Here is a 26,111-nt window from a genome sequence, read left to right as displayed (position 1 = left end):
GCTACTCGCTCCCGTTATCGTGCCGGGCGCGTCCGGTGGGTTTTGTCTCGCTATCGAGACGCGTCGACAGCCGGTCGAGCGTGCGGCGAAGCGATTTCGATTCTTCCTGCTGCGCCTCGATCCAGTCACGCAACATCTGCTGTTCACTGCGCATGTTCTTGACGAGGCCCTGAATGCCTTCGGCAAGGCTGGTCATGGCCGCAAGCGAGCGTTCGGTGCTGACCACGGCGCCGGGTTCCGCCTTGAATTCCCTCGGCCCATCCGTCGTCGTATCCGTCACCGAGGACAGCCAGTTTTCGAGCTGAGTGTAAAAACGGTTCTGAGCGCGGCCGGCCTGAAGATCGAGGAAACCGAGGATCAGCGAGCCGGAAAGACCGAGAAGCGACGAGGAAAACGCCGTTCCCATGCCGGCAAGTGGCGCAGTGAGACCGGCCTTGAGCGAGCTTAGAATATCGTTGCTGGTGCCGGCACTGGGATCGAGCGACTGGATGACGTTGCTGATGGCGCCGATCGTGCCGATCAGACCCCAGAAGGTGCCGAGCAGACCCAGAAACACCAGAAGGCCGACGAGATAACGCGACGTATCGCGCGATTCATCAAGGCGCGTCGCGATGGAATCGAGGATTGTCCGCTGCGTAACTGCGGAAAGCCGGACTTCGCCGCGCTTGTCGATCAGCGTGCTCATCGGCGCAAGCAGTCTTGGCGCACGGCCAACCTTCTCAACGCTGCCGGCGGCGCGGAAGGCATTGAACCAGCGGACTTCCGAACGCAGGCTCATGGTCTGCGTAAACACCAGAATGATGCCGATGGCGAGAACGCCGAGAATGAAGCCGTTCAGGCCCGGGTTCGTCATGAAGGCGGTGTGCGCCTGCCGGTAAAGGATCGCCGCAAGAAAGCCCACGAGGATCAGAAACAGAACCATCGTCCACAGAAACGGTGTGGGGCTGGACAGCTTGTGGCTGTATTGCCGTGTGGTCACCGGCTTCTCCACGCCGAGATCGAGCAACTCCGAATCCGCCATAACGTTCGTATTCCCTTCGGTCACGTATCAAGCGGAAGCTATTAGAAAATTGCGACGATTTGAAGCGAAAAGCCGGTGTTTCGTCACAGGCATTTCACGAAAGTCGAATGGACCGGAGACCGAAAAAACAAAAACGCCCGGCAAAGGTTCGCCGGGCGCCTGAAACCTGGATTAAACGGCAGGTTTTCTGCCGAAATCGATCAACGTCCCGGGATGGGACGGTTGGCAACTTCCACAAGTGCCTTGTGGATATATTCATTTCCAGCCGCGACGCTGCCGGTGCCGAAGATATCCGTGCCGCCCTTAACGTCGGAGGTAAAACCGCCGGCTTCGCGAATCAGCACCAGACCGGCTGCCATATCCCATGGCGCAAGATCGGCTTCCCAGAAACCGTCGAGGCGGCCTGCGGCAACGTAAGCGAGGTCGAGCGCTGCGGCACCCATGCGGCGGATACCAGCGGCTTCACCCATGACGTGGCGAAGCTCGACGAGGAATTTGCCGTGATTGCCACGGCCGAGATGCGGCACGCCGCAGCCGATGACGCAATCGGTCAGCGCTTTACGCGCAGCAACGCGAATGCGGCGATCGTTGAGGAACGCGCCGCCGCCACGCTCGGCGGTGTAGAGTTCGTCGGTGGCCGGGTTGAAGATCACACCGGCAACGACTTCGCCGTTGCGTTCAAGCGCGATGGAAACGGCGAAATGCGGAATGCCGTGCAGGAAGTTGGTCGTGCCATCAAGCGGATCGACGATCCAGCGGTGTGCGCCATCAGAGCCTTTTTCCTCGCCGCCTTCCTCACCCAGAAAGTCGTAGGTCGGGCGGGCTTTCATCAGCTCGTCGCGCACGATCTTTTCGGCCTTGAGGTCCGCCTGCGATACGAAATCGCTCGGTCCCTTGACCGAAACCTGAAGGTTCTGCACTTCACCGAAGTCACGCGACAAAGACTTACCCGCCTTGAGGGCGGCCTGAACCATGACATTGAGAAGGGCTGAACGGGCCATCGAATTTGTTTCCTGGAAAGCTTGCGAACCACCCGCAAGCTGGCCGGGCAGGAACGTCATTATTTTCTTGAATTGAAAGTTTGCGGTTCAAGACCACAAAACGCGCGGAAATTCAAGGCAAAAAGCCCGCACGCGAACGCCGATGCCAAACGACCGGCCCTGCGTCACATCGGACGGAAACGATTTGCCGCCTCGATTGCCTTTTTCTGCTGCTCGTCGGTGATCCCTAGATAAAAGTCTTCGAGAGACGGATCCTTCAGCCCGGCGCGACGGGAAAGCACATACCATTTGGCCGCCTCGATCGGATCGGGCCTCGTGCCGAACGCCTGAATGTAAAGATGCGCCACCTTGTTCTGGGCAACGACATTGCCACGTTGCGCAGCACCATACAGCCAGCGGAAGCCCTCATCGAGATTGCGCTCGCCGCCGAAACCGTTGACCAGCCAGATACCGAGATCGACCTGCGCGGTGTCATAACCGGCCTTCGCGGCCCGCGTCAGCCAGTCCCTTGCCTTGGCCTTCTTTTCGGCCGGCACATCCTTGACCGAGTGATAAATCTGCGAAACCGCATATTGCGCGTCGGCAATGCCCTGCTCGGCGGATTTTTCGTAATACGGCATGGCCATCAGCAATCCCTTTACGCCGGGATTTTCCGAAACCAGTATCTGGCCCCAGTTGAACTGGGCCGAAGCGTTGCCGGCTTCCGCCGCACGGTGCATGTAATCGTCGGCCTTCGCCTTGTCGCGGGTGACGAATTTACCCTCCATCAAAATGAGGGCGAATTTGAACATGGCGACGGGATCACCACCCTGCGCCGCCTGCTGGTACCAGAAGGCCGATGTCTTTTCGTCGCGGGCAATGCCGAGACCGCGCGACATCATTTCCGCCACCAGCGTCTGGGCGGATGCATCACCGTTCTGCGCACGGTTCAGCGCCTTGTCGAGCGCCTGGACATATTCGCCGCGCTGGAAATGCCCGTAGGCCTCATCCACCCGGCCCTTGAATTCCTTTTCAGGCGGCAAGGCTGGCAGGTCCGCGCCCATGCGCTGATAGACGTTGACGCCCTGCGATGGCTGCAGGTCCTTCTGCTCTTCGGATTGCACCCGGCCCTGACGGGAAGGCTGGGCCTCATCCTCCAGCTGGCGGGAAAGCGCATTGCTTTCGCTCTGCGGTCCGGATTGGGCAAAAGCGACACCCGCCGACGCGCCGAAAGACAGCGCCAGCAGCGAAACGGAAAGGCAGAAATGAACCGAGCGCATCAACATCGCCTGTATCAACCGTCAAACCGTGGCGCTTTTTCGTCAAGCAACGCGTTGATTTCAGAAACAGCCTGGGCAGCACCGGCGGCATTGTCGAAAACGCCACTGCGCATCGCCACGAATTCCACTCCGGCTTCGGCCACGGCAACCACGGACGAGACATCCGTGCCGCCCATGACGATCGACGGGATCTCGATCATCGATGCCCACCATTCGCCGAGCGCTAGATTTTTGGGATGCGCCTCCGGCTTGATGTCGCCTTCGAGCTTTCCGAAAAACACGTAGTCGGGATTGGACTCACCCATCTCCAGAGCCTTGTGGCGATCATCGGCATTGCCGCCGCCAACGATCAGCTTCGGCGCGAAGTTCTCCACCGCCTCGGCAAGCGCTTCGGCATTGCCCGCGACATGCAGGCCATCCGCCTTCACCCGGCTCGCAACGCGGCTGTCGCCGGCGATGAGTGCAGCGGCACCAGCCTCCTGGACCATCGGCACGATCAATTCGGCGCGCTTCTGAAACGTGGCGTCATCCAGATCGTATTGCGGAATGATGACCGAAGCCACATCGCCGCCCCGCAGTGCTTCTTGCAATTCTGTCGCCTGCTTTTGCGCGTCGTCCAATTGCGGGACGATCAGAACAAGGCGGCAGCGGTTTTCAACTTTGGTCATCGGTTCGTCCATTTCAGGCAGACGACACTTTCGGCGTGATCTGCACTCGTTTTGATATGATAAATCCGATAGACCGGACCGGCGAAAGGATCAACCTTCATCCATGCTGACCGATTTTCATTTTTTCCTCGTCGCCATCCCCGCAGTCGTGCTCGTTGGCCTTTCCAAGGGCGGGCTGGGCGGTGCACTGGCACTCATGGGCGTGCCGCTGATGGCACTCGCTATCCCACCCGTACAGGCCGCGGCGATCTTCCTGCCGATCCTGATCGTCATGGATCTCGTGGCGCTTTGGGCCTGGCGGCACCACAACCACCGGCAAACGCTCCTCATCATGCTGCCGGGCGCAATCGCCGGTATTACTCTTGGCTGGGCGACCTCAAGCGTCATCTCCGCAGACGCCATGCGCCTTGTCGTTGCCTCGGTGACGATCCTGTTCGTGCTGCGTTATTTCCAGGAAAGCTTTAAAAGCCGCAAGGGGCAAGAAATTCCGGCCAAACCGCAAAGACCGGCGGCCGCGACGCTCTGGTCCAGCCTGTCGGGTTATGCGAGTTTCGTTGCCCATGCAGGTGGCCCGCCCTTCCAGATCTATGTCCTGCCGCTGAAGCTCGATCCCAAGACCTATACCGGCATGAGCGTGCGTTTCTTCGCCATCATGAATGCGATCAAGCTTATTCCCTATTTCGCGCTCGGCGCGCTTGATGCCACCAACCTCAAGACATCGGCCAGCCTGCTGCCGGTGGCGATGCTGGCAACGCTTGCCGGTGCAAGGGTGGTGAAATATCTGAAACCATCCGTGTTTTACCCGCTGATGTATTCCATGGCGCTGATCGCGGCGCTGAAACTGCTGTGGGACGGGTTGCCTTTCTAGGCTCAGGCAGCCACTAAAAAGCCCTGGCAGCACGCAGGTACCGCCAGGGCCGAAAGGGAATCCGTCAGTCCTTCATCGAAGGCTGCGGAATGGCATCAATCAATGCCTTGTGGAGGCTCTAAGCCTCTGTAGTTCATCCTTCAGGCGCAGTTTACGGCGTTTGAGGTCGGCGATCTCTCTATCGTCAGAGGACGGGGAAGCAAGAATACTTTCGAGCTCCTCCTCCAGAGCACCGTGTTTCTTTTCGAGCGATGCAATATGAGCCTGAATGGTCATGCGGCACGTCCTTCCATTTTTAAGCCTACCTCCAGCTCTCCATCGCTGGAGTTTCAGGTTTGCGACGACAATGTGACACGGATCGTTGGTCTTGTCGAAGGCGAAATGAAGGCAATAAGTGGGCAATTTGGTCGCAACGGATAACTTCCCGTTACCGCGATTTGATGATAGAGGCTCGAGAACCGATGACATACGCGCCGGAGGCTCTCCGGCTGGCATAAAATGGGGATGACAAGATGCCCGATCAGGACCAGGCGGACATCAGGCTCACGCTGGCGCGGCTGCGCCAGGAGCATGAGGATTATGACGCTGCGATCAACGCGATGATCCAGACCAGCTGCGACGCGCTGAGAATCCAGCGCATGAAAAAGAAGAAGCTGGCCGTCAAAGACAAGATGACCCAGATCGAAGATCAGGTCATTCCCGATATCATCGCCTGAGCTGGAGAGAAGCGAAGTGACAGCAGAAACGCCCCCCGTCGCCATTATCATGGGAAGCCAGTCCGACTGGGAGACCATGAAGAACGCCGCCGATACGCTGGATGCGCTGGACGTTGAATACGAGGCCCGCATCATTTCCGCCCACCGCACGCCGGACCGCCTTTACGACTTTGCCAATGGCGCAAAGGACGAAGGCTTCAAGGTCATCATCGCGGGTGCAGGCGGCGCCGCCCATCTGCCGGGCATGACCGCGGCCATGACCCCGCTTCCGGTCTTCGGTGTCCCGGTCCAGTCCAAGACGATGTCCGGGCAGGACAGCCTCTATTCCATCGTCCAGATGCCTGCAGGCATTCCCGTCGGAACACTTGCCATCGGCAAAGCCGGTGCGATCAATGCAGCACTGCTGGCCGCCGCGGTTCTGGCACTCGGTGACGAAGATCTTGCAGACCGGCTCGACGCATGGCGCGCGCGCCAGTCGGCGGCAGTTGCCGAATATCCCATGGACAATGCCCAGTGATAGTGAAGACGAATAATCTGACCATCGGCATCATCGGCGGCGGACAGCTTGGCCGTATGCTGGCAATGGCAGCGGCACGCCTCAACCACCGTACCATCGTCCTGGAACCTCAGGCCGATTGTCCGGCCGCACAGGTCTGCAACAGCCAGATCGTTGCGGATTATGACGACGAGGCCGCGCTTGCGGAACTCGCCTGCCTTTGTGATGTCGTAACCTACGAATTCGAGAACGTGCCTGTCGCGGCAGCCGAGACGCTCAGCGCCTCCGTTCCCGTCTATCCGCCGCCACAGGCGCTCAGCGCCTCGCAGGACCGGCTGACGGAGAAGCGTTTCCTCAACGGTTGCGGCATTCCCACCGCCGATTTCCGCGCTGTGGACAATCAGGAAGAACTGGAAGCGGCATTGGCCGCCTTTGGTGGCAAGGGTGTGCTGAAAACCCGCCGCATGGGTTATGACGGCAAGGGTCAGCGGCTTTTCCGGGGCGGCGAGGACATCACGGGCGCCTTTGCGGCACTCGGTGGCGTGCCGCTCATCCTCGAAAGCTTCGTCGCCTTCGAGCGGGAAATCTCGATCATCGCCGCCCGCTTCAAGGATGGCACCGTCACCTGCTACGATCCTGCCGAGAACATTCATCTGAATGGCATTCTGCACACCTCGACGGTGCCGGCAGCGCTCTCCGATGCGGCAAAGGCAGTTGCGGTGCAGTCGGCCGAAAAGCTGCTGGCGGCGCTCGATTATGTCGGTGTGATCGGCATCGAGTTCTTCGTCCTGCCCGACGGTTCGCTCGTTGCCAATGAAATGGCACCGCGTGTCCACAATACCGGCCACTGGACGGAAGCGGCCTGTGTGATCTCGCAATTCGAACAGCATATACGTGCGGTCTCGGGTCTTGCTCCCGGCAACACAGAGCGCCATTCGGATTGCGTCATGACCAACCTCATCGGCGATGACATCAACGATGTGCCGGCATGGCTTTCGAAAAAAGACTGTCTCGTGCATCTCTACGGCAAGACTGAAGCACGGCCCGGCCGCAAGATGGGCCATGTGACCGAGCTTTTGCACACAGGAAAAGCCTCAGTCTTTTAAGGCAAAGACACCGGCAAGTGTTGACAGGCAGGGGTCAAACGGGTATTTGCCTGCCAACCGAAAAGAGCGCGCCCCGTTGCGCGCTTTTGATTGTTTGAATAAGCACGGCAGAAACCGTGCAAAACTGCGGACCAGTAAAATGAAAATCAAGAATTCGCTTAAAGCGCTTAAGGCCCGTCATCGCGATAACCGCCTGGTTCGCCGCAAGGGCCGCGTCTACATCATCAACAAGCAGAACCCGCGCTTCAAGGCTCGTCAGGGCTGATTGACTGCGACTGCGGTTCGCGACCCAGATCGCGGATCACTTTGTTGATAGAGCAGAACTTTGCATTTGATATTGGGCGCAGTCGGGTTAAGCTTTAACCCATGCGCCCAAATCGTTTTTGCACGGCTTTCATCGTCGCTCAGGGTTTCCTGTTTTCGGGCCTCCTGTTTCCAGGAATGGTCACCATTGGTCATGCGGCGGATGGACAGCCTCCCGCAGCGGTAGAGGCCGCGCCTTCACCCGCCAAGACCATCGACAGCCTTTTCGCATCGCTGAAAAAAGAGCGGAACGCAGTCAAGGCACGCAGCATCGCCAACCAGATCGCTTCCGAATGGAACGATTCCGGCAGCGCGACAATCAATCTTCTGATGCAGTGGGCGGGCGAAGCCTCCGACGAGAAGCGCAATGCCGCCGCCTACGATTTTCTCGATCAGGCCATTTTGCTCGATCCCGACTACGTGCAGGCGCCCTATCGCCGCGCCATGGTGCATTTTGCCGATGGCGACACCCGCAAGGCGATGGCGGACATCAACCTGACGCTGGAGAAAGAGCCGCGCTATTTTCCGGCGCTGGCAAGCCTTGCCAACATCCTCGAAGCCTCGGGCCGTGACGATCTGGCTCTGAAGGCCTGGGAACGCTACCTGGCGCTCTATCCCGCCGACAAGGACGTCCGCAAACAGGCCGCCGATCTTTCCGAAAAGCTGGCCGGCACACGCGGCTGAGATTCCCTAAAGCCCAAATAAAAATCGCCGCAAAAGCGGCGATTTTTATTTGACCGACCATCAGCCGATCATTCCATGCCGAGCGCGGCCATGTAGGTCTGAAGAATGGTTTCTTCCTCGATACGCTCGTTGGCGTCCTTCTTGCGCAGGCGGATGATCGTGCGGATCGCCTTGGTATCGTAACCACGGCCCTTCGCCTCGCCCATGACATCCTTGATGTCACCCTGAATGGCGGCCTTTTCTTCTTCGAGACGCTCGACGCGCTCGATGAATTGACGCAGTTCGGCGGCGGCGACGGTTTCTGTGGTGTTCGTTTCGTCCATCATATCATCCTTCATTGGCAGCTCGTCTGAGCCTTGTTCATTAAATCCGGGCGAAGCTTTCGCCGGTCGCCGCCAGCCGGGCAGCAAAAATTCCGGCCTGTGACCTGCCCATTGCCGGGCCTCACGTCAAGTCGTTTCCGTCGATAAGGGGTTATTCCGTGGGCTTGTTCTGCTCAAAGGCGGCTTTCTGGACATCGCTCGCCTCCGCCTGGTATTTTTCCTTCCAGTCCTCATAGGGCATTCCGTAGACGATTTCCCGGGATTGCTCCTTGCTGAGCGCAACCCCGGCCTCGCCTGCCGCTTCCCGGTACCAGTTGGAAAGGCAATTACGGCAAAAGCCCGCGAGATTCATCAGGTCGACGTTCTGCACATCGTGACGCTCGCGAAGGTGCTGTACGAGACGGCGGAATGCGGCCGCCTCGAATTCGATCTGCTGTTGGTCATTCGGTGTCGTCATGGGGCAACTCCAGGCTCAATAGGGGCCGGTGCGAGAGGCGAACAGCTGATATTCATGCAAAACGGGATCGTCGTTCATTGCGGCGAAAATGGGAGCGAGCCGGTCCGACCATGCCGCAATCCCATCAGCATCCGCGATCAAGTCCTGCCGAACTTCAAGAAGCGCATGCGGTATGCCCTTCATCATGCAATGGCGATACATGGTATCGCCCTTCAGTGCACCGTCATAGGGTTCGTTATCGCCGACAAGAATATCGCCGGTCGCACGCAGATGCCCCAGAAGCGGATCGACCACACGATTATCCGTGTCCCAGAGAACTGCCGCATGCCAGGGCCGCGGCGTTTCCTTCCAGAACGGCGTGTAGGAATGCAGCGATAGAACAAGCGGCGCCTCCTCCGATGCCTGCGCAACGCCAGTGAGCACGCGGTCAACGGCATCGTGATAGGGCCGGTGAAAAATCTCGATCCTCTTTTGCCATTCCTCGTCCGAAATCGGATGGTTGCCGGGGATGATCGCCCCGTCCGAGATCTTCATGATGAGGGTCGGATCGTCCTCGCCACGATTGGGGTCGATCAGGAGGCGCGAAAACCGTCCAAGCACCGCCGGCACGCCAAGGCGGGCGGCCAGAGAGCGCGTCAGCCCTTCAATACCGATATCAAATGCTATGTGGCGATGAAAAGCGGTTTGCGGAAGGCCAAGTTTGCCGTACTGTGCCGGCAGGAGGTTCATGGCATGGTCCGCCAGAAGAACCATGCCTTTGTCATAATCGCCTTCTATGATTTCATAGGGTATGAAGTCGTTCATCGATAATTTTCTGGGGCAGGATTGAGGAGAAAAGCTTGATGGCATGGCTTGAGGCCGGGCGCAAGTTTCGGCGACAGAACAGCCATCTACCTTACCGCACTCACGATCCCACGAACAATATAATCGATTAAACTCGCGTTGACTTTCTTTGGCGGCCACGCCAAGAAGTGTGTTCATTATAACCATGGAATCCGGATGGAAGCCGTGACTCAGTCATCTCTCGCTCTTCCTCGCCACTTTCGGCATCTTGCCCGTCTTTTCTCCGCAGCGGCATTGTTTCTGACCCCGTTTGTATTCGTGGAGACCGCGCATGCGGATTTCCGCGTCTGCAACAGCACGCAAAATCTCGTGGGGGTCGCAATCGGCTACCGGGGGCAAGACGGCTGGGTCAGCGAAGGCTGGTGGCAGGTCCCCTCCTCCACCTGCGCAACGCTGATAGAGGGTGAGTTGCAGTCGCGTTATTATTATCTCTATGCCGAAGACGCCGCCCATGGCGGCCGTTGGACCGGTGACGTCAACATGTGCGTGGCGGAAAACGAGTTCAAGATCGCCGGCGTAGACGATTGTTATGCCCGCAGCTTCCAGAGAATGGGTTTCAAGGAATATGACACGGGCAGACAAGGCAGCTGGATGGTCCAGCTTTCCGATACGCCAGGCACACAGGGAAATCAAAACTGATGAAGCGTAACCGCAAAGTCAAAATTCTTGCAACTCTCGGCCCCGCCTCTTCGGATGAGGCGATGATCGAAAAGCTGCATCTGGCCGGCGCCGATCTTTTCCGGATCAACATGAGCCATGCGAGCCACGACGTGATGCGGACGCTGATTGCGCGTATCCGCTCGGTTGAGAGCCGCAATGGCCGTCCCATCGGCATTCTGGCCGACCTGCAGGGTCCCAAGCTGCGCGTCGGAAAGTTCGCCGAGACCAAGGTTGATCTGGTTCCCGGCCAGACCTTTACGCTGGACAACAACGACACGCCCGGCGACAACACCCGCGTTTTCCTCCCCCATCCTGAAATTCTCGAAGCGGTCAAGCCCGGCCACCGCCTGCTGATCGATGACGGCAAGCTGCACCTGCGCGCTGAAAAGAGCGACGGCAAGAGCATCGTCACCACGGTCGTTTCCGGCACCCGGATTTCCGACCGCAAGGGCATCAGCCTGCCTGACACCCTGCTCGGTGTTGGCGTTCTGACCGACAAGGACCGTGTCGACCTCGATGCTGTTCTTGAAACCAACGAAGTGGACTGGGTTGCGCTTTCCTTCGTCCAGCGTCCGGAAGATCTGGCCGAAGTGCGCAAGATTTCGCGCGGCCGTGTTGGCCTGATGTCCAAGATCGAAAAGCCGCAGGCTGTCGAGCGCATCGAAGAAATCATCGAGCTTTCCGACGCCTTGATGGTTGCGCGTGGCGATCTTGGCGTGGAAATGCCGCTGGAAGCCGTTCCGGGCATCCAGAAGCAGCTGACCCGCGCCTGCCGCCGCGCCGGCAAGCCGGTCGTCGTTGCCACCCAGATGCTGGAATCGATGATAACAGCTCCGGTTCCGACCCGCGCGGAAGTATCGGACGTTGCGACCGCCGTATTCGAAGGCGCCGACGCCATCATGCTTTCGGCCGAGTCCGCTTCCGGCGACTATCCGATCGAAGCCGTTTCGACCATGGCGTCCATTGCCAGCACGGTGGAACAGGATCCCTATTATTCCAACATCATCTACGCGCAGCGTCCGCAGCCGGAAGCAACCGGCGCAGACGCCATTTCGCTTGCAGCCCGCCAGATTGCCGAAACGCTGAAGCTTGCAGCGATCGTCACCTACACCTCGTCCGGCACGACGGGTCTGCGCGCCGCGCGCGAACGGCCACAGGTTCCGATCATTGCGCTTTCGCCGATCATTCAGACCGCACGCCGTCTGTCGGTCGTCTGGGGCCTGCATTGCGTCGTTACCGGTGACGCCAGCGATCTTGATGACATGGTGAACCGCGCTTGTCGCATCGTCGTTTCGGAAGGTTTCGGCAAGCCGGGCGACCGCATCATCATCTCCGCCGGCGTGCCGCTCGGCACCCCCGGCGCAACCAATATGGTGCGCATCGCCTATATCGGTTCGGACGGCCAGAGCGGCGTCTGATATCCGAATACCAAGCAACAAAAAACCCGCCGTCGCCGGCGGGTTTTTTGTTGGCCTTTCGGCCACATCGCAAAAAGCGGCTCAGTGCATCTTCACTGGCGTGCTGAAACGGCTGGACTCGATTGCCGCTGCACCCGGCTTGAAGCTTGCCGAGGTGGCCGAAGCCGACATGTCGTGGCTGAGCATACGGTTGGCGACAACGCGTGGCGCCTTCACCGAGCGACCGGTCGTACCCTTGTTCTGGTTGAGCGCCCAATCCGAGATCAGATCCTGCGTCAGACGACCACCGCCGACCATGGCCTGATGGGAAACGGCTGCATCCTGCCTGCTCGGGCGCGAACCCTTGGTCGGCAAGCCGGCGGTAAGGCCACCATTGATGGAGGGCTTCAGATCGAAGGCATCGCCGAAACCTGCCTGTGGCTCTGTCTTGGCAGTTTCAGCAGGCGCGACCGTAACCTTGTGATTGACAGCGGCCGGGAACGGCGCAGCTGTCGGCACGGCGGCGGACTGGATCTGCGAACGGGCGGCCTGGCCGCTCTGTTCCAGAGCAGCAACCACCGTCGGCGAAAGCGTATCCTTCCGCGCTTCGGCGAGATCTTCATCGCCTTCCGGATCGGCATTTGCCGCCGCCAGCAGGGCTTCCGCCACAGCTGGACGGTTGGCGGGAACCGGAATTGAGGCAAGTTCACCCGTCGCCACAGGCGTCGAGCCATCCGCGGATGCCGTCAGGATCGATCCTTCCGCATCGCCTTTCATGCCACGTCGCCCAAGCAGCGTCGGCACAGGCACGGATACCTCAGCCAGATCAGCAAATTGCTGGCGCTCGGCCGGAGCGGAGGTCGGCGTCGGTGTTGTCGCAGCCTGCAGTGCATCCTGCGCAGCATTGCGAGCCGGAGAATAAAGCGCAGTCGCAAGGCCGGTATTGGCCGGAGGCTGATTACCGAATGCAGGACGAGCGATCGGCAGCGGCGCAGCGTTCACGCCAGGAAGAGGCTGTGCGGAAGCGACGGCGATCGGCTGTTCTGGCTCAGGCGCTGCGGGCGGCGGAGTTGCAGGACGCGCGACAGCCGGACGTTCTGCGGGTGCCGGCGTTGCGATGCTATCGGGATCTTCATCCTCATCGCCTCCACCAAAGAGCGCCTGCAACAGCGTCTTGCGTTTGCCGCCGCCACCGGAAGAGGCGGGGCCGGCACCGGCGCTGGAAGCAACCTGAACGGAAGAGGAGTTGACGCGTTTCTTGTAATCGGCCAGCGCCTGCTCATAACCGGGAAGCGGGTTGCCGTCGGAAGGAACATGCAGCGTATTGCCCTTCGGGAAGATACGAACGAGTTCCTGGCGGCTCATGCGCGGCCAGGCGCGAACGCCGCCGACATCCATGTGCACAAAGGGAGAACCCGAGGTGGGGTAAAATCCGACGCCGCCGATCTGCATCTGCATGCCGATTTCGCGCAGGGTGGCAAGCTTCACGCCCGGAATGTAAAAATCCATGGCCTTGCCGAGCATATGCTGGCTTTTTTCCGCCACACCCTTGGTGCGCGTCCGCAAGAGGCCGTTAGTCTCCGGCGAGCGGAAGGCCGACACGACATTGATATAATCGGTCGCGCCACTGCGGCGATAAACTTCCCAGACAAGATCGAAAAGGCGCGGATCCATCCGCGTCGGCTGGTTGCGACGCCAGTCACGCAGGAAACGGTTCAGCTCCTGCAGGCCTTTCTGATCGTATTTTCCATTGCGCTTGAAGGTTATGACCGCCTTCTCGCGTGTGTGGATATAATACAGTTTCAGGCTGCGCGTTTCGGCAAAGGCTTCCGTCGCCGAAACACCAGCGAAAGGCATTGCGGCGAGCATCAGGCAGGCAAAGGTGACAGCGCGTGCCGACAGCTTCGTGCAAATATCCTTGATCAAGCCGCGCGCGATCTTAGTCGACAGCGCGATATTTCGATGCAGATATGGCAATTCGATCCCCGCCTGGAAGACAATTAATGTCACATTGCCTCAAATGAACGTCAAATACGGTGACACGATGGCAAAATTGCCACACACATGCAACCTTCCTCTACATAGTGAATCAGCCACTAACAAGAGGTTTATAGACGGTAAGCGGATATCCTTGCTCAGAAGTTAACGAATCTTGCTATCTGCCGTCGAATACGCGGTTTGCGCCGTCAGGCTGCATCCCGCAGCGGATCATCCGGATCGATGCCATAATCCTTCAGCTTGCGATAAAGCGTCGAGCGGCCGATGCCGAGTTTCCTTGCGACCTGGCTCATCTGCCCGCGATAGAAACGAAGGGCAGATCGGATAAGCTCCTCTTCGATCTCCGCCAGTTTCCGAATATTGCCTGAGTCGTCCATGCTGGAGATCAGGTTTCCGCCCCGGTAAATCGTGGTGGAAATATCCGCCGCCTCATCCAGAACGGCGTGACTTTCCGCAAGCGGAGGCGGAGGCGAATAGGCGGCGAGTTTCAGCGACGATCCGGACGGCGACCGGATGGAATCACCCGCATCATCCCCGCCTGCAAATTCCGGCAGCTGCAGCGCGATCTGCGGAAAATCGGAATCAGCCAGTTCCTCGCCCTGCGACAGCACGACGGCGCGGAAGACCGCGTTTTCAAGCTGACGGATGTTGCCGGGCCAGTCATAGGCTGTCAGCAGCGCCAGCGCGCTGGCATCGAGGCCGACGGGATTGGGCAACTTCTGTTCCGCCGAAAAACGCTCCGCGAAAACCCGCGCCAGATGGGGAATATCCTCCTTGCGGCGGCGCAGCGCCGGAATGGTAATGGGGAAAACGTTGAGGCGATAATAAAGGTCCTCGCGGAAGCGGCCTTCCTTCACCTCTTCGATCAGGTTCTTGTTGGTGGCGGAGATCAGCCGGACATTCACCTTTTGAACGCGTGAGGAGCCGACGGTCTCGATTTCGCCCTGCTGAACCGCCCGCAGCAGTTTTACCTGTACGTCGAGCGGCAGGTCGCCGATTTCATCGAGGAACAGCGTTCCACCATCCGCTTCCATGAACTTGCCGATGTGCTTTTCCGTCGCACCGGTGAAAGCGCCCTTCTCGTGACCGAAGAGAATGCTTTCCACGAGATTATGCGGGATCGCACCGCAATTGACTGTTATGAACGGCTTGTTCGCCCTGTCGCCAGCAGACTGGATGGCGCGGGCGACCATTTCCTTGCCCACACCCGATCGCCTTCCAGCACCACGGGAATGCTTGACTGGGCGGCGCGCTGCGCCAGTTCTATGACCCGCAGCATGGCCGGGCTTGCGGAAACGATATCGGTAAAATTCACTGCATTGCTCCGTCCGCGCCTGCCCGTGCGGGCCTTTGCCTCTCTCCTGTCGAGCTTGAGGGCGTTGGAGATGGCCGCGCCGATCCGTTCCGGCGAAACCGGTTTGACGACAAAATCAAAGGCGCCGGCGCGCATGGCCTGCACCACGGTATCGATGCCGCCCTGTCCCGTCTGGACGATGACGGGGACATCGGCACCAAGTTCGCCAACGGCTTTCAGGAAGGCGAGGCCGTCCATTTCCGGCATCATGAGGTCGAGGACGACAACATTGATCTCGCCGCTATATTGCTTGAGCAATTCCAGCCCGGCCCTGCCGTTTTCAGCAAGCAAGGCCAGGTGCCCATAACGTTCCACCGCATTTTTGAGCAGGCGACGCTGGACGGGATCATCGTCTATCACGAGAACATGCGCGGTCATTTTTGGCTCCGGTTTCCGGTTTATGGACCTGCATCATGCGGTCCCTTGTGACGCACTCTGACACGGGAGACTTGAACATCCAGTTTTGAGATTTGCTTGCATTTTATCCATTGGCGCGGGAAACAAAGGCTCCATGTGCTTCGCAGGCATAACCAGAAGGACACCTCCGATGACCCTCAACCGCCTCACCCACCAACCCGTGTTTTCCCTTGCCGAAACCTCCGGCCCTGTGCTTGGCGACCTGCCCGGCTGGAAACTCTCGGACCTCTATCCCTCGGGCGATTCGCCGGAATACAAAGGCGATATCGAGAAGGCAGCGGCAATGGCGGCGGCTTTCGAGGATAAATGGAAGGGCAAGCTTGAGGCCGCGGCAAAGGCGACGGGAAACCAGGATATCGGTGCCGCCCTCAGGGAATATGAAGCGCTGGACGATCTTATCGGCCGCATCGGTTCCTTTGCCGGGCTGACCTATTTTTCCGATACGTCCAACCCGGCAAATGGCAAACTTTACGGCGACGCCCAGGCGAAACTGACTGATATCTCTGCGCATCTGCTGTTCTTCACGCTGGAACTCAACCGTATCGACGATGTGGTGATGGACGCCTGCATGGCAAACGATGCTGCGGCCGGGCACTACCGGCCCTGGCTGGTGGATTTGCGCAAGGACAAGCCGCACCAGCTCGACGACCAGCTGGAGCAGCTTTTCCTCGAAAAATCGATGACGAGTGCGGCCGCCTTCAACCGCCTGTTCGACGAGACCATGGCCGACCTGCGTTTCGACATAGACGGCGCAAGCCTTTCGCTGGAAGTAACGCTCAACATGCTTCAGGAGCCAGAGCCGGAAACCCGCAAAAAGGCGGCGCAGGCGCTCAGCGCCACCTTCAGGAACAATCTGCGGGTCTTTACCCTCATCACCAACACGCTCGCCAAGGACAAGGATATTTCCGACCGCTGGCGCAAATTCGAGGACATTGCCGACAGCCGCCATCTGGCCAACCGTGTCGAGCGCGAGGTTGTCGATGCGCTGGCCGCCGCGGTCAAAAACGCCTATCCGCGCCTTTCGCACCGTTATTACGCCATGAAGGCGAAATGGCTCGGCATGGAACAGATGGACTACTGGGACCGCAACGCGCCGCTTCCCGATACGTCGAATACCATCATCCCTTGGGATGAGGCAAAGGACACCGTACTTTCCGCCTATGGCGATTTCGCGCCTGAGATGGCCGATATCGCACGGCGTTTCTTCGATGAAGAATGGATCGACGCGCCCGCCCGCCCCGGCAAGGCGCCGGGCGCATTCGCGCATCCAACCGTCCCTTCGGCCCATCCTTATGTGCTCGTCAACTATCTCGGCAAACCACGCGACGTGATGACGCTTGCCCATGAGCTTGGCCACGGCGTGCACCAGGTACTGGCCGGCGGCCAAGGCGCATTGATGTGCGCCACACCGCTGACGCTTGCCGAAACCGCCTCCGTCTTCGGTGAAATGCTGACCTTCCGCAAATTGCTTGACGACACGAAGGACGTCAGGGAGCGCAAGGCCATGCTCGCCCGCAAGGTCGAGGACATGATCAACACAGTCGTGCGCCAGATCGCTTTCTACGAATTCGAGCGCAAGCTGCACACCGCCCGCAAGCAGGGTGAACTCACCTCTGAACAGATCGGCGAATTGTGGCTTTCCATTCAGGCCGAAAGCCTCGGCCCGGCGATCCGGATTTCCGAAGGGTATGAGACCTGGTGGACCTACATCCCCCATTTCATCCATTCGCCCTTCTATGTTTACGCCTATGCCTTCGGCGATTGCCTGGTGAACTCGCTTTACGCGGTTTATCAGAAGGCTGAGGCAGGCTTTCAGGAGAAATATTTCGAGCTTTTGAAAGCGGGCGGCACCAAGCACCATTCGGAGCTTCTGAAACCCTTCGGCCTTGATGCGACAGACCCTTCCTTCTGGGACAAGGGTCTTGCTATGATCGAAGGACTGATCGACGAGCTGGAAGCGCTGGATAACAAGCAGGCGTAATCGCTCCTGCCGGCGAAAACACCGACCATGAGTACAGACGACGAGCAAAGGCAATGAAACGCAAACCCGCCGATCTGACCTTGAGAGAAACTTTGCGCTGGGAGCCACAGTCGGGCTTTCAGCGCATCGACCAGCATATGCGCCGGCTATTGCGCTCCGCCGATGCGCTGGGTTTCCGCGCTCCGGTCAATGCTGTTCAGGCGCTGGAGAAGAAGGTGGGTGGCGAAAACCCGCTCTGCGTCAAACTGGTGATGAACTACAAGGGCGAGATCGACATCGAAACGGTCGACTTCCGGCCGTTGCAGGAAGACGCGATCTGGCGGGTCCGCATTGCAAAAGAGACCACGCTCGACTCCACGGATACTTTCTATCGCCACAAATCGTCGCGCCGGGAGCCCTATGATGCCGCCCGAGCCGAATTTTCAGCTGCGGATGCGGACGAGGTTCTCCTGCTCAACGAACGCGGCGAATTGTGCGAGGGATCATCAACCAGCATTTTCGTCGAAATGCCGGACGGGCAATTGCTGACGCCGCCGCTCGACAGCGGCATTCTGCCGGGCGTCCTGCGCGCCGATCTGATCCGCGAGCGAAAGGCGCGCGGACAGGCGCTGAAACCGCAGGATATTGCCGGCCGGCGGCTGTTCGTCGGCAATTCGCTGCATGGGTTGATTGCGGCGGAGCTGATCTAAGCCGTCACGGCCAAAAGCCGGTCGCGGCCTTTCTCCTTGGCCGCATAGAGAGCCTGATCGGCACGCATGAAAACATCGTCGGCGCTTTCCGCCAGCCGATAGGCTGTCATTCCGGCGGAACAGCTGTAGGAAAAATCCGGGAACTCGGAGAGAGGTCTGGAAACACGCACCCTTTGCAGCAGCCGCTCGACGATCTCCCGACCTTCGGCAACCGAACTGCGCGGCAGTATGAGCATGAACTCCTCACCGCCGATCCTGCCGAAACAATCAACCCGCCGAATGACGGAATGGGCGATGCCGACAAAATCGCGCAGAACCGCATCTCCGCACTTGTGGCCGAAGCGATCGTTGATCTGCTTGAAAAAATCGATATCGAGCGTGCAAAGGCAAAAGGGCGCTTCGAGCCCCTTGCCGACCCTTTCCACCTGCAATGCCAGTTTCGCGAAAACGAAACGCCGGTTCGCCGTTCCCGTCAATTCGTCCGTCTGCGAGGCGCGCACAGCCAGATCCCGGTCCTGCCGCAGGGTTCTGTAACCCTGACGCAATTCGGTGACATCACTTGCGACACACAGCATCCAGCCATCCTGCTGCACCGTCTCCGTCATCCAGAACCAGCGACCGTCATACATGTCCATCTCAAAGGCACGGTACGGCAGCTTGCCGCGCCTTGACTGCGCCGACAGGAGCCATCCCTCGAAATCATTGTTTCTGACCACAACGCCTGTGCGCAGACGGTGGTTCATGCGCATGATATCCGCCCAGGTCGAAAAATCATCGGCAGCAAGCTGAAAGCTTTCCCGAAACGACGGATTGGCATGCCGCAACCGGTCCTCGGAATCGTAAAGCGCAATAAGAACGGGGGTGGCACTCTGAAGCGCTGCGACACGCTCGATAAGACTGTTCAACAGGCAACACTCCTGTGATGGCGAAAAGCCCCCCTTTCGTCATCCAGCCAAAACCCCCAAGTCTCTGGACATATACACGAAAAGAAGAACTTAATTATAAACGTACTCTCTAAAATGCGAAGAGGCAGAATGCGGTCGGAAGGTCGCACCTTCAATCTCGCCAGATCTTAAGCCCGCAGAACGGGATCATCACACGCAAACCGATCGCAATTTTCACATCCCCGTCTTGTTTCACATCCTCGTCTTGCGCCACCGTCATATGTCCGTCATCCACCTGCCCTTTATTGTGGCACGCTTTTATGATCTAGCTTACTTATTGGCTTAAAAAGGAAAAATGACGAATGACGGACGCAAACCATCCGATTTACGGCGATATTGACGGCCCCATCATCATGATCGGCTTCGGCTCCATCGGGCGCGGCACTCTTCCGTTGATCGAACGTCATTTCAACTTCGACAAGACCCGGCTCGTCGTTATCGACCCGCGCGAGGATATCGCAGCGTATCTGGCCGAGCGGAACATTCGTCATATCCGCACGCATCTGACCAAGGAAAACTACAAGGAAGTGCTCAAGCCGCTCCTTAAAGGGGTCCAGGGCCAGGGCTTCTGCGTCAATCTTTCGGTCGATGCCGCATCAGTCGATCTGATGAGGCTCTGCCGCAAACATGGCATGCTCTACATCGACACCGTGGTGGAGCCATGGCCCGGCTTTTATTTCGATGCCGATGCCGACAATGCCTCAAGAACCAATTATTCGCTGCGCGAGACCCTGCTGAAAGAAAAGGCGCGCAAACCGGGCGGTGCAACGGCGGTTTCCACCTGCGGCGCAAATCCGGGCATGGTATCCTGGTTCGTGAAACAGGCGCTGATCAATCTCGCCAAGGATACCGGCCTCGAGATCGAAGAGCCGCAACCGCATGACCAGCAGGCATGGGCAAAGCTCATGCAACAGCTCGGCGTCAAGGGCGTGCATGTGGCCGAGCGCGATACGCAGCGTGCAAAGGAGCCAAAGCCTTTCGGCGCTTTCTGGAACACCTGGTCCGTCGAAGGTTTTATCGCCGAAGGTTTTCAACCCGCCGAACTTGGCTGGGGGACGCATGAAAACTGGCTGCCGAAAAACGCGAAAAAGCAGAAAAAGGGCAGCAAGGCGGCAATCTATCTCGATCAGCCTGGCGCCAACACCCGGGTGCGGACATGGTGTCCGGGTCAGGGCCCGCAATATGGCTTTCTGGTCACCCACAACGAAGCCATCTCGATTTCTGACTATTTCACCGTCCGCAATGACGATGGCGGCGTGATCTACCGCCCCACCTGTCATTATGCGTATCACCCCTGCAACGACGCCATTCTTTCCCTGCACGAACTCTTCGGCAATGGCGGCACACCGCAGGCGATCCAGCATGTGCTTGGCGAAGACGAGCTTGTCGATGGCGCCGACGAGCTGGGCGTTCTTCTCTATGGTCATGACAAAAACGCCTATTGGTACGGTTCGCGGTTGACCTTGCAGGAGGCACGCTCGCTTGCCCCCAGCCAGAACGCGACCGGATTGCAGGTCAGCTCCGCCGTGCTGGCCGGAATGGTCTGGGCGCTTGAAAATCCGCAAGTGGGCATCGTCGAGGCGGATGAAATGGATTATCGCCGTTGCCTTGAAGTGCAGCGTCCCTATCTCGGCCCGGTCGAGGGACATTATACGGACTGGACGCCGCTCGACGGCCGCCCGGGCCTGTTTCCCGACAATATCGACACCTCGGACCCCTGGCAGTTCCGCAACATCCTCGTGCGCTAAGGGCATGGCGTCTCATATTTGTCACGCCGGTGTTTTCATACGGGACGTCAGGAACCCGGGAGAGCAAACAACGTTGCCTTGAAATAAATAACGCTTCACGGCATGGTCGAAGCATAAGGGTTTCATCGGATCGCAGGAGAACAGGCTCATGAACTTCAAGACAAGCGCTGCTTTGCTTTGTGCCGCAATCGCGGTGTCTTCATGCGTCGCGCCGGGTCCCTCCCAGCAGACGTCGATGGCCCCCTCGCTTGCCCGCGGGCCGGCCGTGGACGGCCGCTGGATCGACCGCAACGGCATCGTATCGACGTTCCAGAACGGCGCTTTCTCTACCCGTTCGACCGATACCAACACGCTTCTGGCCTCCGGCACCTATGTCACGATCTCGCCGACGCTCTATGAAATCAACATGACGTCGCTGGTGCGCAACACGCAATCTCGCGTCAACTGCGCGCTCGTCTCCCCGTCACAATTGAACTGCACGACAGACAGCAACAGCCAGTTCTCGCTGACACGTCAAGGCTGATAACATCACCTTTTCAATGAGATGACCTTCTGGAACGCACGCTTTACGCGTGCGTTTTTCTTTATTGCGCGCCTGTCATAATTTCACTTGCGGCAGCTGCCGCTAAATGGAAACATCGCGCATTGAAAGACTGACATACTTTCAGATTAGAGAATGAGCACGGCCGGATGATGATCGACCAGCCGGGGCTTCCGCTTTGAACAGGAGAGAGGGACCATGAAGAAAATTTTGGGACTGGGCATGCTGAGCGTTTCGGCGATAACGCTTTCGGCCGGAGCGGCTCTGGCCGATTACGAACTCAACATTCTTCACATCAACGATTTTCACTCCCGTATCGAATCAATCAATAAATTCGACTCGACCTGCTCGGCGGAAGAGGAAGGCAAAAACGAATGCTTCGGCGGTGCTGCGCGCCTCCTGACCGCAATCAACCAGACCCGTGACGCGCTCAAGGCTCAAGGCAAGAACGTTCTCCTGCTCAATGCCGGCGACAATTTTCAAGGATCGCTGTTTTACACCACCTACAAGGGCACTGTTGAAGCCGAGGTGCTGAACGCCATGAAGTTCGACGCCATGACCGTCGGCAACCATGAGTTCGACGACAGTGAAGACGGGCTTGCCGGCTTCCTCGACAAGGTTCAGTTTCCGGTCGTAACCGCCAACGTGGTTGCCAGCGCCGCCTCGAAAATCGGCGATCGCGTCAAGCCTTCCATCGTACTTGAAGTCGGTGGACAGAAAATCGGCATCGTCGGCGCCGTTGCCAACGACACGGCGGAACTTGCAACGCCCGGTCCCAATATCACCATTGCCGAAGACGTCGCGAAAATCACCGAACAGGTTCAGAAGCTGAAACAGGAGGGGGTCAACAAGATCATCGCCCTCACCCACGTCGGATATCCGCGCGACCTCGAATTCATTGCCAAGATTCCGGATGTGGATGTCGTGGTCGGCGGCCACTCGCATACGCTGCTCTCCAACACCGACCAGAAAGCCGAAGGGCCTTATCCGACACTCGTCGACAATCCCGGCGGCTACAAGGTTCCGGTCGTTCAGGCCGGGCAGTACAGCAAATATCTGGGCGACCTGCGCGTCGTCTTCGACGACAGCGGCGTTGTGAAGGAAAGCAAGGGTGATCCCATCCTGATCGACTCGTCGTTCAAACCCGATGAAGCTACGCTCAAGCGCATCGATGAGTTGAAGGCGCCGATCGAGGCACTGAAAACCAAGGTCGTCGGCTCTTCTGAAGGCCCGATCGAAGGGGACCGCAAGATTTGCCGCGTCAAGGAATGCTCGATGGGCAATCTGGTCGCGGATGCGACGCTTGCCCGCGTCAAGGACCAGGGCGTTACCATCGCTTTCGCAAACAGCGGCGGCCTGCGCTCCTCCATCGATAGCGGTGACGTTTCTATGGGCGAGGTTCTGACGGTTCTGCCGTTCCAGAACACCGTTGCGACCTTCCAGCTGAAGGGCGAGGATATTCGCGCTGCGCTGGAAAACGGCGTCAGCCAGATCGACGACGGTGCTGGCCGTTTCATGCAGGTTTCCGGTATGAAATATTCCTTCGACCGCTCGAAGCCGGCAGGCAGCCGCGTCGTATCGGTCGAGGTCAAAGAAGGTGACGCCTTCGTGCCGCTCGACCCGGCAAAGATCTATATCGTCGCGGCCAATAATTACGTGCGCACCGGCGGTGACGGCTTCAAGGTTTTTGCGACCAAAGCAATCAACGCCTATGACTTCGGACCCAACCTCGAAGAGGCTGTAGCCGCCTATATCGCCGCCAACAGCCCCTACAAGCCCTTCACGGACGGCCGTATCAGCGAAGTGACCCCGGCCGGTTACGTGGCTCCGGCAAAACCCGCAGCACCGGCACCGGCAGCAAGTGCACCAGCGCCGGCTGCAAGTGCACCCGCTCCGGCCGCCACACCGGCCCCGGTTCCCGCAGCACCTGCGGCGAACGCACCTGCCACCACCACGCCCGCAGCAGCTGCTGCTGCCGCCAGCAAATATGTCGTCGAAAAGGACGATTCGCTCTGGAAGATCGCGGCGGAGAAGTATGGCGACGGCGCGCTTTGGACGAGGATCGCCAAGGCGAACACGCTGAAGCATCCGAACCATATCGAGATCGGTGAGGAGTTGGAGGTTCCGGCTCAATAAGCCGGGAACGGACAGACAGGGCAATTTGCCGCAGATAGGAAGCCGGCCCTCAAAAATGGGGGCCGGCTTGTTATTTATCCATTAAATACAGTTCGTTACCGGCGGCTTGTTGTCAAAAAACATCGCGCCCGGCCGCCAATCTCGGAAATCACCCGCGCTGGTGGTTCAATCCTGAAAAATTTCGTCTAGAACACGTGAACCAATTGACGGCACGAGCGTATAGCTTGAGCATTTCCGGCAAAACCGCGCCACGGCTTGGCGTCCGGCCATGCATAAAAACAAAAGATGGAGCGTTTCCGCCCTTTATCCGAAACGGAAACGCTCTCACGCAACCAGTCCGAGTTTCAGGTGTCATTGATGACGACAGAACTATCCGCGCTTCCCGCAAACCATCCCCGCACAAGTTTTGGCAAGGTCGGCGTACTGCTCGTCAATCTTGGAACGCCTGATGGTACCGACTACTGGCCGATGCGCCGTTATCTGGCGGAATTCCTGAGCGACAAACGCGTGATCGAATGGTCACGGCTTTACTGGTATCCGATCCTTTACGGCATCGTCCTAAACAAGCGCCCGCAGAAGGTCGGCAAGGCCTATGAGGCAATCTGGAACCAGGAGCGCAACGAAAGCTATCTGCGCACCTATACCCGCAGCCAGGGCGAACTGATGGCAGAGGCGCTGAAGGATTTGCCCAATGTCGTCGTCGACTGGGCCATGCGTTACGGCCAGCCTTCCATCGCCTCGAAAATCGACGCGCTGAAGGAACAGGGATGCGAGAAAATCCTGCTTTTCCCGCTTTACCCGCAATATGCCGCATCAACCACGGCAACGGTGAACGACAAGGCTTTCGAACACCTGATGAAGCTGCGCTGGCAGCCTGCACTGCGCACCGTGCCGCCCTATCACGACGATCTGGCTTATATCGAGGCGCTTGCCACCTCCGTTCAAAACCATCTGGCAACGCTGGACTGGGAGCCGGAGATGCTGATCACCTCCTTCCACGGCATTCCGCAATCCTATTTCAAAAAGGGTGATCCCTATTATTGTCATTGCCAGAAAACCGCCCGCCTGCTGCGGGAAGCGTTGGGACGGACAGACAAGAACTTCATGATCACCTTCCAGTCACGTTTCGGACCGGAAGAATGGCTGCAGCCCTATACCGACAAGACCGTGGAAAAGCTGGCATCCGAGGGCATCAAACGCATCGCCGTCATGAATCCCGGTTTTGTATCGGATTGTCTTGAGACGCTGGAGGAAATAGCCGGTGAAGCCGGTGAGATTTTCCTGCATAATGGTGGCGAAAAATTTACCCATATCCCGTGCCTGAACGACAGCGTCGAAGGTATAAATGTTCTCGAAAAGGTTGTACGACGGGAGTTACAAGGCTGGGTGTAATCTTGCCATGACGATGCTGGGGTAAAATCCCGGACGGTTCTTACCCTGGAGGAAAAGTGATGATTGCATTGGGCGGTTTCGATATTGTCGTTCTGGTGGCGGTGGTTCTGGTCATTCTGGTGCTGTTTGCCGGTATCAAGACCGTACCGCAAGGCAACCGCTATACGGTGGAGCGGTTCGGACGCTACGTCCGCACGCTGGAGCCGGGCCTCAACCTGATCGTGCCATTCTTCGAACGGACCGGCGCACGCATGAATGTCATGGAGCAGGTGCTGACCATTCCGACCCAGGAAGTCATTACCCGCGACAACGCCAGCGTTTCGGCCGATGCCATCGCCTTCTACCAAGTGCTGAACGCCGCCCAGGCCGCCTACCAGATTTCCAACCTGGAGGGCGCCATCCAGAACCTGACCATGACCAACATCCGCTCGGTCATGGGTTCCATGGATCTCGACGAGTTGCTGTCAAACCGCGACACCATCAACGAGCGGTTGCTGCGCGTGGTGGACGAAGCTGTCGGCCCATGGGGCATTAAGGTCACCCGCATCGAGATCAAGGACATCGCGCCGCCGAAGGATCTGGTCAACGCCATGGCGCGCCAGATGAAGGCCGAGCGCGAAAAGCGCGCCCAGGTGCTGGAAGCGGAAGGCGCACGCAATGCGCAGATCCTGCGCGCCGAAGGCACGAAGCAGTCGGCCATTCTGGAAGCCGAAGGCCAGCGCGAGGCCGCCTTTCGCAATGCCGAGGCCCGCGAACGCCTCGCCGAGGCCGAAGCACAGGCGACGCGCATGGTTTCTGAAGCCATCGCCGCTGGCAATGTCCATGCCATCAACTACTTCGTCGCCCAGAAATATACCGAAGCACTCTCCAATATCGGCACAGCCAAAAATTCGAAAATCGTGTTGATGCCGATGGAGGCTTCCGCGTTGATCGGTTCGCTCGGCGGTATAGGGGCAATCGCCCGCGACGTCTTTGGCGACAAGGGCGATACGCCATCCACTCCGGCGCCACCCTCATCGCCCCGCTCGGTGCCGACGACGCGCCCCTCAGGCCAGCCCATCAAAGTGGCGGCTCCCGGTAATCCCTTCGGCTCTTCATCGGAGGAATGA

General features: G+C 58.7%; 27 protein-coding genes. 15 read left to right on the top strand and 12 right to left on the bottom strand.

The window, feature by feature from the left end:
• Position 1: 1 nt before the first annotated feature.
• The 4 genes from RBH10_RS05535 to RBH10_RS05520 form a co-directional block, all read right to left on the bottom strand.
• Positions 2–1,021 (bottom strand): flagellar motor protein MotA, encoded by a 1,020-nt coding sequence (locus RBH10_RS05535; protein WP_281038827.1) that lies wholly within the window; start codon positions 1,019–1,021, stop codon positions 2–4.
• Between the two features lie 200 nt (positions 1,022–1,221).
• Complete coding sequence (locus RBH10_RS05530) at positions 1,222–2,022, bottom strand: inositol monophosphatase family protein (RefSeq protein ID WP_045023790.1); 801 nt, start codon at positions 2,020–2,022, stop codon at positions 1,222–1,224.
• A 164-nt stretch (positions 2,023–2,186) separates the two neighbouring features.
• On the bottom strand, positions 2,187–3,287 hold the full coding sequence (locus RBH10_RS05525; protein ID WP_281038826.1) for a tetratricopeptide repeat protein: 1,101 nt from the start codon (positions 3,285–3,287) through the stop codon (positions 2,187–2,189).
• 8 nt (positions 3,288–3,295) lie between these two features.
• A complete protein-coding gene (locus RBH10_RS05520) occupies positions 3,296–3,949 on the bottom strand; it encodes a thiamine phosphate synthase (RefSeq protein ID WP_281038825.1) in 654 nt (217 codons plus the stop codon).
• 103 nt (positions 3,950–4,052) lie between these two features.
• Between RBH10_RS05520 and RBH10_RS05515 the strand changes: the two genes are divergently transcribed.
• Positions 4,053–4,817, top strand: coding sequence for a sulfite exporter TauE/SafE family protein (locus RBH10_RS05515; RefSeq protein WP_281038824.1), 765 nt, complete (start codon positions 4,053–4,055; stop codon positions 4,815–4,817).
• Between the two features lie 99 nt (positions 4,818–4,916).
• On the opposite strand, the gene RBH10_RS05510 is transcribed toward RBH10_RS05515, so the two are convergent.
• On the bottom strand, positions 4,917–5,093 hold the full coding sequence (locus RBH10_RS05510; protein WP_003511430.1) for a YdcH family protein: 177 nt from the start codon (positions 5,091–5,093) through the stop codon (positions 4,917–4,919).
• Between the two features lie 236 nt (positions 5,094–5,329).
• On the opposite strand from RBH10_RS05510, the gene RBH10_RS05505 reads away from it, so the two are divergent.
• From RBH10_RS05505 to RBH10_RS05485, 5 genes are all read left to right on the top strand, one after another.
• On the top strand, positions 5,330–5,533 hold the full coding sequence (locus RBH10_RS05505; protein ID WP_006314698.1) for a YdcH family protein: 204 nt from the start codon (positions 5,330–5,332) through the stop codon (positions 5,531–5,533).
• Between the two features lie 49 nt (positions 5,534–5,582).
• Entirely contained in the window at positions 5,583–6,050 is a 468-nt protein-coding gene (purE, locus tag RBH10_RS05500; protein WP_035243258.1) for a 5-(carboxyamino)imidazole ribonucleotide mutase, read from the top strand.
• Positions 6,050–7,135 (top strand): 5-(carboxyamino)imidazole ribonucleotide synthase, encoded by a 1,086-nt coding sequence (locus RBH10_RS05495; RefSeq protein WP_281038884.1) that lies wholly within the window; start codon positions 6,050–6,052, stop codon positions 7,133–7,135. The genes purE and RBH10_RS05495 overlap by 1 nt, the downstream gene beginning before the upstream one ends.
• A gap of 139 nt (positions 7,136–7,274) precedes the next feature.
• Positions 7,275–7,400, top strand: coding sequence for a type B 50S ribosomal protein L36 (gene ykgO, locus RBH10_RS05490; protein WP_003497670.1), 126 nt, complete (start codon positions 7,275–7,277; stop codon positions 7,398–7,400).
• Positions 7,401–7,501: 101 nt separating this feature from the next.
• Positions 7,502–8,122, top strand: coding sequence for a lipopolysaccharide assembly protein LapB (locus RBH10_RS05485; RefSeq protein WP_281038823.1), 621 nt, complete (start codon positions 7,502–7,504; stop codon positions 8,120–8,122).
• A 68-nt stretch (positions 8,123–8,190) separates the two neighbouring features.
• On the opposite strand, the gene RBH10_RS05480 is transcribed toward RBH10_RS05485, so the two are convergent.
• The 3 genes from RBH10_RS05480 to RBH10_RS05470 form a co-directional block, all read right to left on the bottom strand.
• Positions 8,191–8,448: a DUF2312 domain-containing protein gene (locus RBH10_RS05480; protein ID WP_281038883.1), complete on the bottom strand. Its 258-nt coding sequence runs from the start codon at positions 8,446–8,448 to the stop codon at positions 8,191–8,193.
• Positions 8,449–8,596: 148 nt separating this feature from the next.
• Entirely contained in the window at positions 8,597–8,902 is a 306-nt protein-coding gene (locus RBH10_RS05475) for a DUF1244 domain-containing protein (protein ID WP_281038822.1), read from the bottom strand.
• Between the two features lie 15 nt (positions 8,903–8,917).
• A complete protein-coding gene (locus RBH10_RS05470) occupies positions 8,918–9,706 on the bottom strand; it encodes an N-formylglutamate amidohydrolase (protein ID WP_281038821.1) in 789 nt (262 codons plus the stop codon).
• Between the two features lie 195 nt (positions 9,707–9,901).
• Between RBH10_RS05470 and RBH10_RS05465 the strand changes: the two genes are divergently transcribed.
• On the top strand, positions 9,902–10,384 hold the full coding sequence (locus RBH10_RS05465) for a DUF1036 domain-containing protein (RefSeq protein ID WP_173989039.1): 483 nt from the start codon (positions 9,902–9,904) through the stop codon (positions 10,382–10,384).
• Positions 10,384–11,823, top strand: a complete 1,440-nt coding sequence (gene pyk / locus RBH10_RS05460; RefSeq protein WP_045023710.1) for a pyruvate kinase — start codon at positions 10,384–10,386, stop codon at positions 11,821–11,823. Before RBH10_RS05465 ends, pyk begins: the two co-directional genes overlap by 1 nt.
• A gap of 81 nt (positions 11,824–11,904) precedes the next feature.
• Here the strand turns inward: pyk and RBH10_RS05455 are convergent, their stop codons facing one another.
• From RBH10_RS05455 to RBH10_RS24860, 3 genes are all read right to left on the bottom strand, one after another.
• Positions 11,905–13,812, bottom strand: a complete 1,908-nt coding sequence (locus RBH10_RS05455) for a DUF882 domain-containing protein (protein WP_281038820.1) — start codon at positions 13,810–13,812, stop codon at positions 11,905–11,907.
• Between the two features lie 176 nt (positions 13,813–13,988).
• A complete protein-coding gene (locus RBH10_RS05450; RefSeq protein ID WP_372339781.1) occupies positions 13,989–14,993 on the bottom strand; it encodes a sigma-54 interaction domain-containing protein in 1,005 nt (334 codons plus the stop codon).
• Complete coding sequence (locus tag RBH10_RS24860) at positions 14,939–15,532, bottom strand: sigma-54-dependent transcriptional regulator (RefSeq protein WP_372339770.1); 594 nt, start codon at positions 15,530–15,532, stop codon at positions 14,939–14,941. The genes RBH10_RS05450 and RBH10_RS24860 overlap by 55 nt, the downstream gene beginning before the upstream one ends.
• A gap of 169 nt (positions 15,533–15,701) precedes the next feature.
• On the opposite strand from RBH10_RS24860, the gene RBH10_RS05445 reads away from it, so the two are divergent.
• Both RBH10_RS05445 and RBH10_RS05440 read left to right on the top strand, forming a co-directional pair.
• The gene (locus tag RBH10_RS05445; protein WP_281038818.1) at positions 15,702–17,552 is read left to right on the top strand and encodes a M3 family oligoendopeptidase; all 1,851 of its coding nucleotides are present in this window, start codon (positions 15,702–15,704) and stop codon (positions 17,550–17,552) included.
• Between the two features lie 53 nt (positions 17,553–17,605).
• The gene (locus tag RBH10_RS05440) at positions 17,606–18,241 is read left to right on the top strand and encodes an aminotransferase class IV family protein (RefSeq protein WP_045023703.1); all 636 of its coding nucleotides are present in this window, start codon (positions 17,606–17,608) and stop codon (positions 18,239–18,241) included.
• Here RBH10_RS05440 and RBH10_RS05435 read toward each other — a convergent pair.
• Positions 18,238–19,146: a GGDEF domain-containing protein gene (locus tag RBH10_RS05435; protein ID WP_281038817.1), complete on the bottom strand. Its 909-nt coding sequence runs from the start codon at positions 19,144–19,146 to the stop codon at positions 18,238–18,240. The two genes, RBH10_RS05440 and RBH10_RS05435, sit on opposite strands and share 4 nt — an antisense overlap.
• Positions 19,147–19,487: 341 nt before the next feature.
• On the opposite strand from RBH10_RS05435, the gene RBH10_RS05430 reads away from it, so the two are divergent.
• The 5 genes from RBH10_RS05430 to RBH10_RS05410 all read left to right on the top strand — a co-directional run bounded on the left by RBH10_RS05430 (position 19,488) and on the right by RBH10_RS05410 (position 26,111).
• On the top strand, positions 19,488–20,933 hold the full coding sequence (locus RBH10_RS05430) for a homospermidine synthase (protein WP_281038816.1): 1,446 nt from the start codon (positions 19,488–19,490) through the stop codon (positions 20,931–20,933).
• A 148-nt stretch (positions 20,934–21,081) separates the two neighbouring features.
• Positions 21,082–21,456, top strand: a complete 375-nt coding sequence (gene omp10 / locus RBH10_RS05425) for an outer membrane lipoprotein Omp10 (RefSeq protein WP_003511448.1) — start codon at positions 21,082–21,084, stop codon at positions 21,454–21,456.
• Between the two features lie 216 nt (positions 21,457–21,672).
• Complete coding sequence (locus tag RBH10_RS05420) at positions 21,673–23,610, top strand: 5'-nucleotidase C-terminal domain-containing protein (protein ID WP_281038815.1); 1,938 nt, start codon at positions 21,673–21,675, stop codon at positions 23,608–23,610.
• A gap of 357 nt (positions 23,611–23,967) precedes the next feature.
• A complete protein-coding gene (gene hemH, locus RBH10_RS05415) occupies positions 23,968–25,002 on the top strand; it encodes a ferrochelatase (protein ID WP_281038814.1) in 1,035 nt (344 codons plus the stop codon).
• Positions 25,003–25,061: 59 nt separating this feature from the next.
• Positions 25,062–26,111, top strand: a complete 1,050-nt coding sequence (locus RBH10_RS05410; RefSeq protein ID WP_045023695.1) for an SPFH domain-containing protein — start codon at positions 25,062–25,064, stop codon at positions 26,109–26,111.

It is taken from the genome of Rhizobium sp. AN73, assembly GCF_030757975.1.
Taxonomy (GTDB): Bacteria; Pseudomonadota; Alphaproteobacteria; order Rhizobiales; family Rhizobiaceae; genus Agrobacterium; species Agrobacterium arsenijevicii.
This window is presented reverse-complemented; position numbering and strand designations above follow the sequence as displayed.